Below are 15,351 nucleotides of genomic sequence, written 5' to 3' on the forward strand. Positions count from 1 at the left end.
GATGGGAGTCGGTACCGAACAGACCCGGCTCGTGGTGCTGCGCGGCAACAGCGCCTCGGGCAAGTCGTCCGTCGCGGCGGGTGTCCGCGACCGGTTCGGCCGTGGGCTGGCCCTGGTGGAACAGGACAACCTCCGGCGGATCGTGCTGCGTGAGCGCGACCGGCCGCGAGCGGCGAACATCGGCCTGATCGACATGGTGGCCCGCTATGCCCTGGACGCCGGCTATCACGTGATCGTCGAGGGCATCCTGTACGCCGACCGCTAGGGCGACATGCTCGCCCGGCTGCGCGCCGACCACCGGGGGCCCACCTACGGCTACTACCTCGACGTGCCGTTCGACGAGACCCTCGCCCGTCACGCGACCAAACCGATCGCCGGCCACGTGAGCGAGGCCGACCTGCGCGACTGGTACCGGCAGCGCGACCTGCTGCCCGGGGGAGTGGAGACGCTCATCGGCGCCGACAGCTCCCTGCCGGAGACGGTCGAACGGATCATGCGCGACACGGGCCTGGCCGGCCTTCCGCCCCGGGACCTCTGACTCCGCCCGCCCGTCCGAGCGGCTGCACCACCCGCGTGGAGTCTCGACGCGTTCCTGCCGGTGGGGGACACCCGGATGGCCGTCGGGGGCACCGGCCGGGTGGCGATCGGCATGTGCGTCCGGGTCACCGAGCCCGGCGCTGTGCCGATCGCCCGTCCGACTGCCGTAGGGGACCCGGAGTCCCCCGGGCGGCGCTGTGCCGTCAGGCGCCGACGGCAGGGGCGCGGAAGTATCCCGTCCCCAGGTCTTCGAGGAGGCCCGGCTGGGTCGGCTTCCAGCCCAGGACGTCGCGGGTCAGTGTGCTCGACGCCGGAAGGTCGAGGCCGATGAAGCCGGCGAGCCACCCGAAGTGCCCGGCCGCCGCTTCGGGTGCCACGGAGACCACCGGCACGTCGAGGTGCCGGCCGATCACCTCGGCCACGTCACGGATCGTGACGCCGTCCTCCGCGACCCCGTGCAGCACCGACCCGGCCGGGGCCTGCTCGACCGCCAGGCGGAACAGATGTGCGGCGTCGAGGCGGTGGACGGCCGGCCAGCGGTTGGCGCCGTCGCCGATGTAGCCGGAGACGCCCTTCTCGCGGGCGATGGCGACCAGTGTCGCCATGAACCCGTTGTCTCCCTCGCCGTGACAGGTCGGCGAGAGCCGCACGACGGAGGAGCGGATGCCGCGCGAGGCGAACGCCAGCACCTCCTGTGCGGTGACGGCACGGATCGTGATCGGCGAGCTGTCCAGCGTGGGAATGTCCCGCTCGGTCGCTGCCCGTCCGAGTGAGAGACCGGCCAGGCCGGAGGCGAGGACGAAGGGCCGGTCGCTGCCGGCGAGCGCCTCGCCGAAGACGTCGACGGCGCGGCGGTCGGCCTCGGCGGCGCCCTGGAAGTCGCCGCTGAAGGCGATGTCGTGTTTGAAGGCGAGGTGGATCACCCCGTCCGATGCGGCGGCCGTGTCCCGCAGCAGGTCGAGGTCGTCGACGGTGCCGCGGACGACCTCCGCGCCCGCCGCGACGAGCGCGGCGGCGGAGGCGTCGGAGCGGGCGAGCCCGACGACCTGGTGCCCGGCTTCGAGGAGCTCGGGTACGACGGCGGATCCGATCCAGCCGGAGGCGCCGGTGACGAAGATGCGCATGGGAGACCCCAGACAGTCGATGTCAGTGACTGACATAGACGCTACACCTGATGTCAGGCTCTGTCATCACGGTAGGATCCCGGCATGGGTAGATGGGAGCCGGACGCGCGCGGACGCCTGGCGAAAGCCGCACTGGAGCTCTATGCCGAGTACGGGTACGAGCAGACAACCGTGGCGGAGATCGCCAGGCGAGCCGGGCTCACGGAGCGGACCTTCTTCCGGCACTACGCCGACAAGCGCGAGGTGCTCTTCGCCGGCGCGGGCGAGCTGGAGGAGCTGATCGTGCGGAATGTCGCCGGCGCCCCGGAGACCGCGGCGCCGCTCGACGCGCTGTCGGCCGGGCTGGACGCGGTCGCCGAGGCGTTCGCCGACCGGCGGGAGTTCGCGCGCCGGCGCCACGCCGTGATCACCGCGAACGCCGAACTCCAGGAGCGCGAGCTGATCAAGCTCGCCTCGATGGCGGCCGCGCTCGCCGACACCCTGCGTGGCCGCGGCGTCGCGGAGCCGACCGCGAGCCTGGCCGCCGAGGCGGGGATGGCCGTCTTCAAGGTCGCCTTCGAACGCTGGATCGCACCGGGCGAGGAACGCGCGATGCGGCAGCTGATCCGGGAGTCACTGGCCGAACTCAAGGCCGTGGCCTCGGGCGCGTAGGCGCACCGCGACCGGTGGTGCCCGTCGCCGGACGTGAGTACGGCCGAACCGCCCCGTCGGCGCAGGGCGGTTCGGCCGCTCGGGCGGGAGGGGGCAGCGGTAGCAAGTGGTGATGCCGGGGTGCCAGGGGCAGGCGATGCCGGCGAAACCGCCGTTCGCGGTGATGTCGACGCCGAACGTGTCGCCGTCGCGCAGTACCCGCCGGCCCTGGACGAGTCCGTCACCCCGCCGAGGAACCAGCCGTCGCCGCTGCGCCGGCAGGTCGAACGCGGAGGTCTCGCCGAGGACGTCGCCCATACCCGGTGGGCAGGACGTACCGGTAGGCGACGCCGTCGGCGGAGGCGCGGACCACGAGGCCGAGGCGGGCGCCCGCGGCGGAGGCGAAGGACAGCAGGGTCTCGTGCACAGGGACCCTGCGGCCGAGTCGCTTCCCGGACCATGAGAACCCTGCCCGTCCGGGCGGCGGTTACGGCAGGCCCCACGCCGCACCCGGCTCGCTGACCGCGACGGGGGCGATGACGAGGTCGGGCCGGGAACCGGAGTGCACGAGAACCTCGCGGCCCTTCGGCAGATCGATGGCGAGGGTGCCGTCGCCGAGGTCCCGGGTGTGGGCCGGGGTGCCGTCGTCCAGCAGCACGGTGAGGGTCCCGCTCAGACCGTGCCGGAGCCTCAGTGGCTCGCCCGCCAGGCTTCTGACCCGGATGAACCGGGTGGCCCCCGCCGTGCGCACGGCACTGACCAGGAAGGCGCCCTGGGTGCGGAAGTTGTGCAGGGTCACGTCCTTCCAGGCGGACGGAACGGCCGGGAAGACGCGGACGACGCCGCCCCAGCTCTGGCAGAACATGTCGTGCAGGGACTGCGAGGCGGACAGGGGCGTCTCGATCACCGGGCCGGCCTCGGTGTAGTGCGTGTTGGCGCGGCACGGGTACCGGGTGCTGGGGTCGAAGAACTTCCGCAGGTAGCCGATCGCGGTGTCGCCGTCCCCGGTCATCGCGTAGATCGAGGCGGCGCCGGTGTAGCTGTAGCCCCGGTGGGCTCCGGTCAGCGCATGCCAGCGGACCACCGACTTCGTGATCAGGTCGCGGTTCTCGGGCTGGTCCCAGTTGACGAGGTAGAGCGGGTACACCATGAGCAGGTGCGAGTAGTGCCGGTGGGACTGGGCGTACGGGGTGTCGGCGCCGATCATGAAGCCGTTGTCGTCGACCGGGTACGGCGTGAGCCGGGCCAGCACCTCCTGCCAGCGCGGCTTCAACGCGTCATCGATTCCCAGCAGTTGAGCCGACTCGAGGAGCGTCTGGCAGCCCCAGCGGATCAGGGCCAGGTCGTAGTTGGTGTCCTGTGGCGGCACCACGGGATATTCCGGTGACAGCGTGCTCGGCAGATGCAGCTTGCCGTCGCTGCCGGGGGTGAGGAAGTGCAGGTAGTAGGTGATCGTCCGGCGCAGTACGGGGTAGATCGTGTCACGCAGCAGGGACTGGTCCATGGAGTGCCGGTACGACAGCCACACGGTGTGCAGCGCCCAGGTGAGGTCGCCGGTCTCGGCTCCGGTGCCCGGTTGTCCCACCTCGCGGTTGCAGAACATGTCGGAGCTGCGGCCGATGCCGGAGCTGTCCGAGCGGTAGGCGGCGGGCACGTTGGCGGTGAGCTGTTCCTGGCTCCGGCGCAACGTGCCGGCGAGCGAGTCGAGTTCGGGATGGTTGAAACCCTGGATGAGCCAGTACTCCAGCTGGACGTTGAGGTTCCACCAGACCGCCGGCCAGGGCGTGGGCTCCAGCCACGGCCCGGAGGTGGCCATCACGGGGCCGCCGGCCCGGCTGGCGGAGGCCACCTTGTAGAGCTGGATCCAGTGGAAGCTCTGCAGCCGCTGGTCGGGGAACGACACGAAGCTCTTCCGGTAGAACGCGTGCCACCAGCCGGTGTGCCGCCGCCGCAGGACGCCGTACGACGGTGCGCGCCGGAGGTTGCGCAGGGAGTCGGCCTCGGCGGCGGAGGACGAGGGGAAGCTGTGGCCGACGCTGAGCAGCAGGTCGTCGCCGGAGCGGCGGTAGGAGGTCGCGGTCCGGCCGCCGCCGGTGAGCGGCTGGAGCACCTGTGCGGTGCCGTCGGCGGTGGTCCGGGTGGTCCAGGGCGGGTTGGCGGTGTATCCGGCGGGCGGGGCCTCCTGGATCTTCCGGGGGCTGACGGCGTCCTCGGGGTGGAACGTCCAGGTGACCTTCTCGCCGCCCGCCGCCGTCACGCGGGCGGCGAAGACCTCGTCGTGGATGAGGGCGGAGAGGGTGAGGGTGCCGGCGGTGGTGGTGACGGTGCCGGTGAGTTCGGCGTTCCACAGGCTCAGCCGCCAGTCGACCGCGGTGATGGTGCCGACCGGATCCAGCGTGAGATGTCCGACCGGGAGCCGGCAGGTGCCCCACCCACTGCCGAACTCCGGGCGATGGTCCTGGACTCGGCCGTGCTGCACGGTAAAACGGATCCGGTTGGCCCCCGGCTCCTGGTAGACCATGCTGCCGAGCAGCCCGTCCCCGAGGAACGGGCCTTCGTACCAGAGCGTCGGCAGCCTGGTCCACAGCAGGTCCTGGCCGCGCAGGAACTCTTCCCACGCGCTGTCGGAGGTCATGGTGTCGCGGAGTCTCCAGGGCCGCCCGGCGCCTTCGCCCGCCGATCCGGTGCCACCGGACGGCCCCGCCCCTTCGGACTGTTCCGCCCGGGCCGTCCCGGGCAGCGCCGCCACCGCCGCCCCGCCCAGCGCGGTGCCGAGTACGGATCTGCGGGGAACCGGCGAGCGTTTCTCCGGCTGCGAGGTCATCGTTGCCCTCCAAACCTGACGGTTCATCGAAACATCGGGTGTATCGGGGAACGTAGGGATGGCGGGGGGACGTGTCAATGAGTTCGACGGCTGCTACTGCTTAACACATCCGATGTGTGGCGGGAGTTGAGAGTGGTGGCCGGCCCCAGCCTCGGCGGTGCCGTACCGAAGCAGCCGACAGCAGGATCCCTGACGTTCCGATAACGATCTACCGACGATCCGCACACTGTTTCACGGAAACCCGTACGCACATTCATGGAACATACATACGATCCCGTGCATGAACAGAGCTGTGAAGATCGGCCTCGCCGGTACCTGCACCGCGCTGCTCGCCCTCGGGGGGATCGGTACCTACAACATCCTGCACGGCCTCACCTCAGGCTCGGCGGGTGACGCAGACTCCAAGGACGCGCGCGCTTTCGACCCGTCGGCGCTGTCGAGCACGCCCCCGTCGGACGCCGAGGCGGTGAAGCGGGCCAGCGCCTTCCTGGACGGCTGGTCCCGGCAGCGCCCGGACGGCGCGGCGGGCGACACCGACGTACCCGGGACGGCCTCGCAGGCGCTGCGGGACTACGCCGACGGCCTGCACCTGAAGAAGCTGTCGTTCGGTCACATCGTGTCGGCGGGCCCCTCGTCGGTGACGCCGGGTGCCACCAAGGTCACCTTCGACGTGACCGCTCAGGTCGAGGGCGGTACCTGGAGCTACCCGAGCGCGGTGGCCGTGCTGAAGAGCACGAACGGTGGCTCGGCGGTCCACTGGAACAACTCCGTGCTCTATCCGGGTCTGGGGGACGGGCAGTCGCTGACCGCGGGCAAGCTGCCGGCCGGAGCGGGCGGCACGAAGGTCGTGGCGAGCGACGGCAAGACCGATCTGTCCGGCTTCGTGTCACTGCGGGACATCGCGGCCACGATCGGCAAGAACGCGAAGCCCGCGGGCGGTACGCCCGGAACCGGTGTGGCCGTCGTCGACGCCGCCGGTGCGGGCGTGAAGACGCTGAAGGTCTTCTCCAAGGGCCGTCCCGCGGTCGTCAGGACCACCATCGACGCCGGTCTCCAGGCGGTGGCCGAGCGCGCCGTGCTGGATGCCCACCTTCAGCAGAAGCCCGCCGGTACCGTGGCGCTGGACTGGCGTAACGGCCACATCCTGGCGATCGCGCACTCGGGCGACGACGGCGACATCGCCATCAACGGCATCAAGTCCCCCGGCTCCACGATGAAGATCATCACCTCGGCGGCCCTCTTCGACAAGGCAGGTCTCACGCCGAGCAGCCCGGCGCCGTGCACGGACTCGCTGATGGCCAACAGCCAGTTGTTCCACAACGACTCCGGCGTGCGGGCCGACCCGGGCTCCTCCCTCGCCCAGGCCTTCACGGTGTCCTGCAACACCTCCTTCATCAAGGACGGTTTCCACGACCTCGTACACGACGGCGACGCCTCCGCCCTGAACGACGAGGCCGTGAACGTCTTCGGCCTGGGCGGCTGGTCCATCGGCGGGGGAGTCGCCACGACCGACCCGAGCATTCCGCCGGACGTCCAGGGCGGCGACCAGGCGGCCCAGTTCATCGGCCAGGGCAAGGTCACCGCGACGCCCCTGGTCATGGCGTCGGTGGCGGCCACCGTCCGGGGCGCCGGCTTCCAGCAGCCGGTCATCCTGCCGGGACAGCACCAGGAGGCGGCGCCGCGGCCCATCTCCGCCCGCACGGCCGGCTATCTGCAGTCGATGATGCGCAATGTGGCGACCAGCGGTACGGCGGCGCCGCGTCTGGGCGGGCTGGTGGGCGTCGGTGCCAAGACCGGCACCGCGGAGGAAGGCGATCACACCAACGGCTGGCTGACCGCCTACAACTCCCGCATCTCGGTCGCGGCGCTCGTCGAGGGCGGCAGCTCGGGCGTGGACTCCGCGGGCTATGTCGTACGACGGCTGCTGACCGGCAGCTGAACCCCGCCGCCCCCGGCGGCAGCCGGCGGGCGATGTCGTCCCGCCGGTCGGTCGCTCACTCGGTGACCAGGGCGAGGGTGAAGCCGTCGTAGCCCTTCGAGCCGACCGTCTGCAGGGTGGTGGCGGTCAACCGCGGGTGTTCGGCGATGAGTTCGGTGAAACGGCGGACGCCCTGCACGCGCGGGTCGTCGTCGGCCGCGTCGGTGACCGCCCCCTCGCGGACCACGTTGTCGCCGACGATGACGCTCCCGGGCCGGGTGAGCTTCAGCGACCACTCCAGGTACTCCGGGTTGGAGGGCTTGTCGGCGTCGATGAAGACCAGGTCGAACGGGCCGGCTTCCTCGGCCGCGAGCAGGGGCAGCGTGTCCCGGGCCCTGCCGACGCGGATGTCGACGATGTGGTCCAGCCCGGCTCGGGCGATGTTGGCGGTGGCCACGGCGGCGTAGTGCGGGTCGCTCTCCAGGGTGACCAGGCGGCCGTCGTCCGGCAGGGCCCGGGCGAGCCAGATGGTGCTGTAGCCGCCCAGGGTGCCGATCTCCAGGATGCGGCGGGCGCCCCGGATCCGGGCGAGGAGGTTCAGCAGCTTGCCCTGGTTGGGGGCCACCTGGATGGCCGGGAGGCCTGCGGCATCGCTGTCCCCGGCGGCCGAGAGCAGGGCGTCGTCCTCCTTCACGAGCAGCCCGTTGAAGTAGTCGTCGACAGCGGTCCACGTCTGCTGGGACATAGTGAGTTCCCTTTCGATACTTATCAAGTTCCGAAAGGGAACCTACTGTGGAGGTCCGACAGCCTGTCAACGGCTTTGCCTGAGGAGCGCGACGATGAGTTCACGGCGGGTGGCCGACGACGCCTGCGGCATCGCGCAGGCCGCGGCGGTGGTGGGGGACTGGTGGAGCCTGCTCGTCCTGCGGGAGATCGCGCGCGGCCATGTGCGCTTCGACCGGCTCGCCGGCGAACTGGGCGTCTCGCGCAAGATCCTCACCGAGCGGCTGCGCACCCTGACCGAGCACCGGGTGCTGGAGCGGCGCCCGTACCAGGACCGGCCGCCCCGCTACGAGTACGTACTCACCGAACAGGGCCGCGGCCTGGTGCCGGTCCTGGTGGCGCTGCAGGACTGGGCCGACCGGTGGCTGCTCGGTGACGGCACGCTCACCGGCGAGGCCCCCGACCACGGCGCCGAGGCCCGGCGGGTCGCCTCGCTCGTCGGCGAGACCGTACCCGCCGCTCTCCGGCTGCCCGGAACCGATGGCCGCTCGCACGACCCCGTGGCCGCCGCGCCCCGCCCCACGGTGCTGTTCGCCTATCCCGCGGCCGGCATCCCGGGCGTCCCGGCGGGCCTCGCCGGGCCGCCGATCCCCGGCAGTGCCGGCTGCACCCTGGAGAACCGCCAATTCCGCGCCGCCTGGCCGCAGTTCGAGGCCGCGGGCATCGCCGTCCACGGTGTGAGCACCCAGACCCCCGAGGAACAAGCCGCCTTCGCGCGGGCCGAGGACCTGCCCTTCCCCCTGCTGTCCGACGCCCAGCTCCAGCTCACCGCGGGCCTGCGGCTGCCGGCCTTCCGGGCCGGACAGGACCTGCGGATCAAGCGGCTCATCCTGGTCGTCGGTCCCGACCGGACCGTACGGCACACGCTGTTCCCGGTCACCGACATCCCCGCCGCCGTGGAGCGGGCGTTCACCCTCGCCATCGCCGCCACCGGGAATCCGCCCGCGTGAGCTTGGTCCTGTGGGGAGCGCAGGGCACGCGGCTCTCCGTCGAGCGGGGCGAGCGCGGCCGAACGGCACCTAGGCCGGCGTCCTGGTGAAGTGCGTGACCGGGCGTTCGAGGCGTTCGCCGTCCAGCGTGATGTCGACGGCTTCGTTGTAAAAGGCGAGCAGCCCCTTGATCGCGGCCACCGCGGGCAGCGGCTCGGGGTAGCTCCACACGACGTCGGGCGGAACATCCGCCTCGCCGTGCCCGGCGTGCCAGGACCAGTACTCGGCGGTGCCCTTGTAGGGGCAGCCGGTGTGGTGGTCGGTGGGGTGGAACAGGTCGAGGCGGACGTCCTCGCGGGGGAGGTAGTAGCGCGTGGGCAGCCCGGTCTCGAAGAGGAGCACCGGACGGCGGGTGTCGGCGACGACCGTGCCGCCGATCTCGACGACGACGTGCCGGCTGCTGGGGATGGCGTCGACCCGTTTGTGCGGGTCGCGGGGGTGGACGAAGATCTCCTCTTCCTCCTCGTACCAGTGGTCCAGGCCCCGGCCGGTGCGCCGGAACCACTCGAAGGCGATGTGGCCGGCCAGGGCGTCGGCGGGAAACGTCCATGCCGCGTTCTCCAGCAGCTCGCCGTCCATGTCGAGGTCGTAGAAGGCCGTCGACCCGGTATGGGCTGCAGCTGGTGGGTTCTTGGCCGGCCGCAGCAGGTCCGCGCGGACCTCCGAGCGCGGGAAGGCGTACAGCGGGACGGGGACTCCGGGCTCCCAGACGAGTACGGGGTGGCGGCTGTCGACAACGGTGACATCGCCCTTCCGGCCCCGCACCCAGCGCTCACTGGGCTCCCAGAGCAGGCCTTCCGGGGTGGTGTACGGGGGCTGGGCGGTGCTGAGCGTGGTCATGACCGGATCTCCGGAGGGGTGTCTTCCACGGCGGTTCCATGGTTTCGCGCACGGAGGCCTCTTGCCAGGCGGGAGTGGAAGGGCTCACACGGTTGCCCTCACGGGCTATGCATGGGCATGCGTAATGATGCATACTCTTCCTATGTCCAAGGTCCTCACTTCCCTTCCGGTCGGCGAGCGCGTCGGCATCGCCTTCTCCGGCGGCCTCGACACCTCGGTCGCCGTCGCGTGGATGCGCGACAAGGGCGCCGTCCCGTGCACCTACACCGCCGACATCGGCCAGTACGACGAGCCCGACATCGCCTCGGTACCCGGCCGTGCGACGGCCTACGGTGCCGAGATCGCGCGCCTGGTCGACTGCCGTGCGGCCCTGGTCGAGGAGGGGCTGGCCGCGCTCGCCTGCGGCGCGTTCCACATCCGCTCGGGCGGGCGTGCCTACTTCAACACCACGCCCCTCGGCCGCGCCGTCACCGGTACCCTCCTGGTCCGGGCGATGCTCGAGGACGACGTACAGATCTGGGGCGACGGCTCCACCTTCAAGGGCAACGACATCGAGCGGTTCTACCGCTACGGCCTGCTGGCCAACCCGCACCTGCGGATCTACAAGCCCTGGCTGGACTCCGACTTCGTGACCGAGCTCGGCGGCCGCAAGGAGATGTCCGAGTGGCTGCTCGCGCACGGCCTGCCGTACCGCGACAGCACCGAGAAGGCGTACTCGACCGACGCCAACATCTGGGGTGCCACCCACGAGGCGAAGACCCTGGAGCACCTGGACACCGGCGTCGAGACCGTCGAGCCGATCATGGGCGTACGGTTCTGGGACCCCTCGGTCGAGATCGCGCCCGAGGACGTGACGATCGGCTTCGACCAAGGCCGCCCGGTGACGATCAACGGCAAGGAGTTCGCCTCGCCGGTCGAGCTGGTCATGGAGGCCAACGCCATCGGCGGCCGGCACGGGCTCGGCATGTCGGACCAGATCGAGAACCGGATCATCGAGGCCAAGAGCCGCGGCATCTACGAGGCGCCCGGCATGGCTCTGCTGCACGCGGCCTACGAGCGCCTGGTCAACGCGATCCACAACGAGGACACCCTCGCCCAGTACCACAACGAGGGCCGCAAGCTCGGCCGCCTCATGTACGAGGGCCGCTGGCTGGACCCGCAGGCGCTGATGATCCGCGAGTCGCTGCAGCGCTGGGTCGGCGCCGCGGTCACCGGCGAGGTGACGCTGCGGCTGCGGCGCGGCGAGGACTACTCGCTCCTCGACACCACGGGCCCGGCGTTCAGCTACCACCCGGACAAACTGTCCATGGAGCGCACCGAGGACTCCGCGTTCGGCCCGTCGGACCGGATCGGCCAGCTCACCATGCGCAACCTGGACATCGCCGACTCCCGCGCGCGCCTCGAGCAGTACGCCGGGCTGGGCATGGTCGGCACCGAGCACCCGGCACTGATCGGCGCGGCCCAGGCCGCCTCCACCGGCCTGATCGGCGCCATGCCGCAGGGCGGCGCCGAGGCGATCGCCTCCCGCGGCGAGGTCACGGAGGAGGACGAGGCCCTGGACCGCGCCGCGATGGAGTCCGGCACGGACTGAGGCGCTGCACCGGCCGCACACCCTTGGGCAGCGGGCCCCGTCGGTTCACCTCCGACGGGGCCCGCCGTCGTACGCCCGCCGTCTGGGAAGCCCCACCGCAGGGAGCTTCTCGTACCCTGTGTCCCGTGCCCTCCCCCCGTCTGCGACGCGTCGCCGTCCTGGTGCTCGAAGGCGCCAAACCGCTCGATGTCGGGATCCCCGCCCAGGTGTTCACGACACGGGCGAGCATGCCCTACGAGGTACGGGTGTGCGGGGCGGAGCCCGGGCTCGTGGCGGGCGGTGACGGGCTGTCGTACCACGTCGCCCATGGGCTCGACGCGCTCGCTTGGGCGGACATCGTCTTCATCCCCGGATACCGGTTCCCGGACCGCGAGGATCCGCCGCGGTCCGTCGTCGACGCGCTGCTCGCCGCCCACGCCCGGGGCGCGCGGCTCGCCGCCATCTCGACCGGCGCGTTCGCGCTCGCGGCCACGGGACTGCTCGACGGCAAGCGGGCGACGACGCACTGGCACTACTCGCGGGCCCTCGCCGCTAAGCACCCGCTGATCCGGGTGGACGAGAACGTTCTCTTCGTCGACGAGGGCGGCGTGCTGACGTCGGCCGGCGCCGCCTCCGGCATCGATCTGTGCCTGCACATCCTGCGCAAGGACCTCGGGGTCGCCGTGTCCAACCACGCGGCACGGCGTCTGGTCGCCGCCCCCTACCGCAGCGGCGGGCAGGCCCAGTACGTGCCGCGCAGCGTGCCCGAGCCGCTCGGCGAACGGTTCGCCGCGACCCGCGAGTGGGCACTGCACCGCCTCGGCGAGCCGCTCACCCTCACGGTGCTCGCCCGGCACGCCGCGGTCTCGCCGCGCACGCTGTCCCGACGCTTCGTCGAGGACACCGGATACACGCCCATGCAGTGGGTGATGCGCGCCCGCATCGACCTGGCCCGGGAACTCCTCGAACGCTCCGAGCGCAGCATCGAGCAGATCGCCGCCGACGTCGGCCTCGGCACCGGCACCAATCTGCGGACCCACTTCCAGCAGATCCTCGGCACCACCCCGAGCGAGTACCGGCGAACCTTCACCCAGGGCGAATAGCCCCCGGCGCGACCCCTGGCGCGATCCTTGCGAACCATGGCGCTCTCGACACAGTCATGCGCGCAGGCGGCACGCGACGCTGGTGGGGAACCGAGGGAGCCGAGCGGAACCGAAGGGACTTCACCCATGACTCGCATTGCCATCAACGGATTTGGCCGTATCGGACGCAACGTGCTGCGCGCCCTGCTCGAACGCGGCAGCGCCCTCGAAGTCGTCGCCGTGAACGACCTGACGGAACCCGCGACCCTCGCACGGCTGCTCGCCTACGACACCACGGCCGGCCGACTCGGCCGCCCCGTGACCGTCGACGGAGACGCCCTCGTCGTCGACGGCCGCCGCATCACCGTCCTCGCCGAGCGCGAGCCGGCGCAGCTGCCCTGGGCCGACCTCGGTGTGGACATCGTCCTGGAGGCGACCGGCCGCTTCACCTCGGCGAAGGCCGCCCGGGCACACCTCGACGCCGGAGCGAGGAAGGTGCTCGTGAGCGCGCCGTCCGACGGAGCCGACGTCACGCTCGCGTACGGGGTCAACACCGACGCCTACGACCCGGACCTGCACACGATCGTCTCGAACGCCTCCTGCACCACCAACGCGCTCGCGCCGCTGGCCGCCGTGCTGGACGAACTCGCCGGGATCGAGCACGGCTTCATGACGACCGTGCACGCCTACACGCAGGAGCAGAACCTGCAGGACGGCCCGCACCGCGACGCCCGCCGTGCCCGCGCCGCAGCCGTCAACATCGTGCCCACCACGACGGGTGCGGCCAAGGCGATCGGCCTGGTACTGCCGAACCTCGACGGCAAGCTGTCGGGCGACTCGATCCGTGTGCCCGTTCCGGTGGGCTCGATCGTGGAGCTCAACACGACCGTCGCGCGTGACGTGACCCGCGACGACGTCCTGGCCGCGTACCGCGCCGCGGCGCAGGGACCGCTCGCCGGCATCCTCGAGTACTCGGACGACCCGCTCGTGTCCTCCGACATCACCGGCAATCCGGCCTCGTCGGTCTTCGACTCGGCCCTGACCCGCGTCGACGGACGGCACATCAAGGTGGTCGCCTGGTACGACAACGAGTGGGGCTTCTCCCACCGCGTGATCGACACGCTCGAACTCCTCGCCGGGTAGTCCCCCCGAGAAGCCTGAGGTCAGCGGCCCTGCAGGGGGGCAACACCCTGGGCGTCGTAGGGAAAGCCCCCCATCCGGTCGGGGGTCTGACCGGCTGTTCCGTTCGAACGGGCGCGCCGAGACTCGACGGCATGACGATCTCCACTCATGCCTCGACCGCCGCCGAGGCGCCCGCCGTCCGTGCCCGTACGTCCGGCTCCGGAGCCGGCAGCGACTTCGCGCGGCTGTCCCGGCGTATCACCGAGGCGGGCCTGATGAGGCGGCGCCCCGGCTATTACGCGGCACGACTCGCTCTGGTGACCGCGCTGCCGGCGGCGGGCTGGGCCACCTTCCTCGTGCTGGGCGACACCTGGTGGCAGCTGGCCGTGGCGGCCTTCCTGGCCCTCGCCTTCGGCCAAGTCGCCCTGGTCGCCCATGATCTGGCGCACCGTCAGGTCTTCCGGCGCGGGCGGCCGAGCGAGACATGGGGCCGGCTCTTCGGCAATCTCGGCATCGGCATGAGCTACGGCTGGTGGATGAACAAGCACACCCGCCACCACGCCAACCCCAACCACGAGGAACTCGACCCGGATGTCGCCCCGGACATCCTGGTGTGGTCCACCGCCCAGGCCCGCGACAGCCGTGGCCTGGCCCGCCTCATCGGGGGACACCAGGCGTGGCTGTTCTTCCCCCTGCTGACCCTGGAGGGCTTCAACCTGCATGTCGCGAGTCTGCGGGCGCTGCGCTCGCCCGCCATGAAGCACCGGGCCCTGGAAGGCGGCCTGCTCCTGCTTCACCTCGCGGCCTATGTGTCGGCGCTGTTCCTGGTGCTCTCGCCCGGCAAGGCGGTCGCGTTCCTCTTCGTGCACCAGTGCCTCTTCGGCGTCTACCTCGGCTGCACCTTCGCACCCAACCACAAGGGCATGCCCACCTTCAGCGGCGACGAACGCCCCGACTTCCTGCGCCGCCAGGTCCTCACCTCCCGCAACGTACGCGGCGGCCGGCTCACCGATGTGCTGCTCGGCGGGCTCAACTACCAGATCGAGCACCACCTGTTCCCGAGCATGCCCACACCCCATCTGCGGCGGGCCCAGGTCATCGTCCGCGCGTACTGCGCGGAGATCGGCGTGCCGTACCACGAGACCGGCCTGATCCGGTCCTACCGCGAGGCCCTCACCCATATGCACCGGGTGGGAGAACCGATCAGGCGGCAGCGCAGGGCATCCTGACGACGGGCGCGGGGCATGACGACGATGGGCCGCCAGGACCGCCGGCCTCCTCGGCAACCGCGTCACCGTCTCCCCTTCCAGTGGGCGGGCCGACCGCCGATCCACGAAGATCGTCCGCTGCTGACCGGAGGACAGGGTTCCGGGCAGGGCATACGGCCCTGGTCCGAAGCAGCGCCGTGTCGCTCTGCTCGCCACCGCCGCGGACACACGAGAGGATCACACCGCGCATGTCCCCCACGCCGTCCAGGAGCTGGAGCCAGGAGGACATCTCCGACCTGTTCGAGCTCGACGAGGAGCACGAACGGCACGCCATGGAGACCGTGGTCGCCTGCATCGGCGAACTCGCGGACCGAGGAGTGGACGTGGAGGACGTCGAGCGGGACATCGACGCGGAGAGCGGCCGGATGGTCGCCGCCGGACTCCGCGTCGAGGGCACCCGTGAACTGCGCGCCCACTTCCCCTCGGTCCCGCTTCCCTGGCTGCGCTCGCGCGCCGACTTCGCCGAGGAGCGGCGTGTCTGGGCGGAGGAGGAGATCATCGAGATGTTCGTCCAGGGAGAGGGGTACGTGGACTGGGCGGAGGCCGTGGAAGCGGGCGTCCGGGTGGCGCGCACCCACGCATGACGGGCCGGCCGTGCCCCCTCGGGGGCAGGGCTCATCGTCGTACGGTGCTCAGTTCCACGCCCCCGTGACCAGCCGCGCCT

General features: G+C 71.3%; 12 protein-coding genes and 2 pseudogenes. 9 read left to right on the forward strand and 5 right to left on the reverse strand.

Annotated elements, in window-relative coordinates:
- Position 1: 1 nt before the first annotated feature.
- Positions 2 to 538 (forward strand): annotated as a pseudogene (locus ABT288_RS08000) (AAA family ATPase).
- Between the two features lie 202 nt (positions 539 to 740).
- On the opposite strand, the gene ABT288_RS08005 reads toward ABT288_RS08000, so the two are convergent.
- Positions 741 to 1,661 carry an SDR family oxidoreductase gene (locus ABT288_RS08005; RefSeq protein ID WP_351603992.1) on the reverse strand — a complete coding sequence of 307 codons (921 nt, stop codon included), beginning with the start codon at positions 1,659 to 1,661 and terminating at the stop codon, positions 741 to 743.
- An 84-nt stretch (positions 1,662 to 1,745) separates the two neighbouring features.
- On the opposite strand from ABT288_RS08005, the gene ABT288_RS08010 reads away from it, so the two are divergent.
- Positions 1,746 to 2,312 carry a TetR/AcrR family transcriptional regulator gene (locus tag ABT288_RS08010; protein WP_351603938.1) on the forward strand — a complete coding sequence of 189 codons (567 nt, stop codon included), beginning with the start codon at positions 1,746 to 1,748 and terminating at the stop codon, positions 2,310 to 2,312.
- A gap of 252 nt (positions 2,313 to 2,564) precedes the next feature.
- Here ABT288_RS08010 and ABT288_RS50150 read toward each other — a convergent pair.
- Positions 2,565 to 2,748 (reverse strand): annotated as a pseudogene (locus tag ABT288_RS50150) (glycoside hydrolase family 97 N-terminal domain-containing protein); the annotation flags it as partial.
- Positions 2,749 to 2,778: 30 nt separating this feature from the next.
- Positions 2,779 to 5,115 carry a glycosyl hydrolase family 95 catalytic domain-containing protein gene (locus ABT288_RS08020; RefSeq protein WP_351603941.1) on the reverse strand — a complete coding sequence of 779 codons (2,337 nt, stop codon included), beginning with the start codon at positions 5,113 to 5,115 and terminating at the stop codon, positions 2,779 to 2,781.
- Between the two features lie 280 nt (positions 5,116 to 5,395).
- Here ABT288_RS08020 and ABT288_RS08025 point away from each other — a divergent pair, with 280 nt between their 5' ends.
- A complete protein-coding gene (locus ABT288_RS08025; RefSeq protein WP_351603942.1) occupies positions 5,396 to 7,054 on the forward strand; it encodes a penicillin-binding transpeptidase domain-containing protein in 1,659 nt (552 codons plus the stop codon).
- Between the two features lie 55 nt (positions 7,055 to 7,109).
- Here ABT288_RS08025 and ABT288_RS08030 read toward each other — a convergent pair whose 3' ends face one another.
- Complete coding sequence (locus ABT288_RS08030; protein WP_351603943.1) at positions 7,110 to 7,778, reverse strand: O-methyltransferase; 669 nt, start codon at positions 7,776 to 7,778, stop codon at positions 7,110 to 7,112.
- A gap of 94 nt (positions 7,779 to 7,872) precedes the next feature.
- Here ABT288_RS08030 and ABT288_RS08035 point away from each other — a divergent pair, with 94 nt between their 5' ends.
- Positions 7,873 to 8,766 (forward strand): winged helix-turn-helix transcriptional regulator, encoded by an 894-nt coding sequence (locus tag ABT288_RS08035; protein ID WP_351603945.1) that lies wholly within the window; start codon positions 7,873 to 7,875, stop codon positions 8,764 to 8,766.
- A 69-nt stretch (positions 8,767 to 8,835) separates the two neighbouring features.
- Here the strand turns inward: ABT288_RS08035 and ABT288_RS08040 are convergent, their stop codons facing one another.
- A complete protein-coding gene (locus tag ABT288_RS08040) occupies positions 8,836 to 9,645 on the reverse strand; it encodes a DUF427 domain-containing protein (protein WP_351603946.1) in 810 nt (269 codons plus the stop codon).
- A 142-nt stretch (positions 9,646 to 9,787) separates the two neighbouring features.
- Between ABT288_RS08040 and argG the strand changes: the two genes are divergently transcribed.
- From argG to ABT288_RS08065, 5 genes are all read left to right on the forward strand, one after another.
- Entirely contained in the window at positions 9,788 to 11,236 is a 1,449-nt protein-coding gene (gene argG / locus ABT288_RS08045) for an argininosuccinate synthase (RefSeq protein WP_351603948.1), read from the forward strand.
- Between the two features lie 125 nt (positions 11,237 to 11,361).
- The gene (locus ABT288_RS08050; RefSeq protein ID WP_351603950.1) at positions 11,362 to 12,318 is read left to right on the forward strand and encodes a GlxA family transcriptional regulator; all 957 of its coding nucleotides are present in this window, start codon (positions 11,362 to 11,364) and stop codon (positions 12,316 to 12,318) included.
- Between the two features lie 126 nt (positions 12,319 to 12,444).
- Positions 12,445 to 13,440, forward strand: a complete 996-nt coding sequence (gene gap / locus ABT288_RS08055; RefSeq protein ID WP_351603952.1) for a type I glyceraldehyde-3-phosphate dehydrogenase — start codon at positions 12,445 to 12,447, stop codon at positions 13,438 to 13,440.
- Between the two features lie 131 nt (positions 13,441 to 13,571).
- Positions 13,572 to 14,648: a fatty acid desaturase family protein gene (locus ABT288_RS08060; protein ID WP_351603954.1), complete on the forward strand. Its 1,077-nt coding sequence runs from the start codon at positions 13,572 to 13,574 to the stop codon at positions 14,646 to 14,648.
- 227 nt (positions 14,649 to 14,875) lie between these two features.
- Positions 14,876 to 15,271, forward strand: a complete 396-nt coding sequence (locus ABT288_RS08065) for a hypothetical protein (protein ID WP_351603956.1) — start codon at positions 14,876 to 14,878, stop codon at positions 15,269 to 15,271.
- Positions 15,272 to 15,351 lie beyond the last annotated feature (80 nt).

It is taken from the genome of Streptomyces sp. NPDC001093 (assembly GCF_040298985.1).
Lineage (GTDB): Bacteria > Actinomycetota > Actinomycetes > Streptomycetales > Streptomycetaceae > Streptomyces.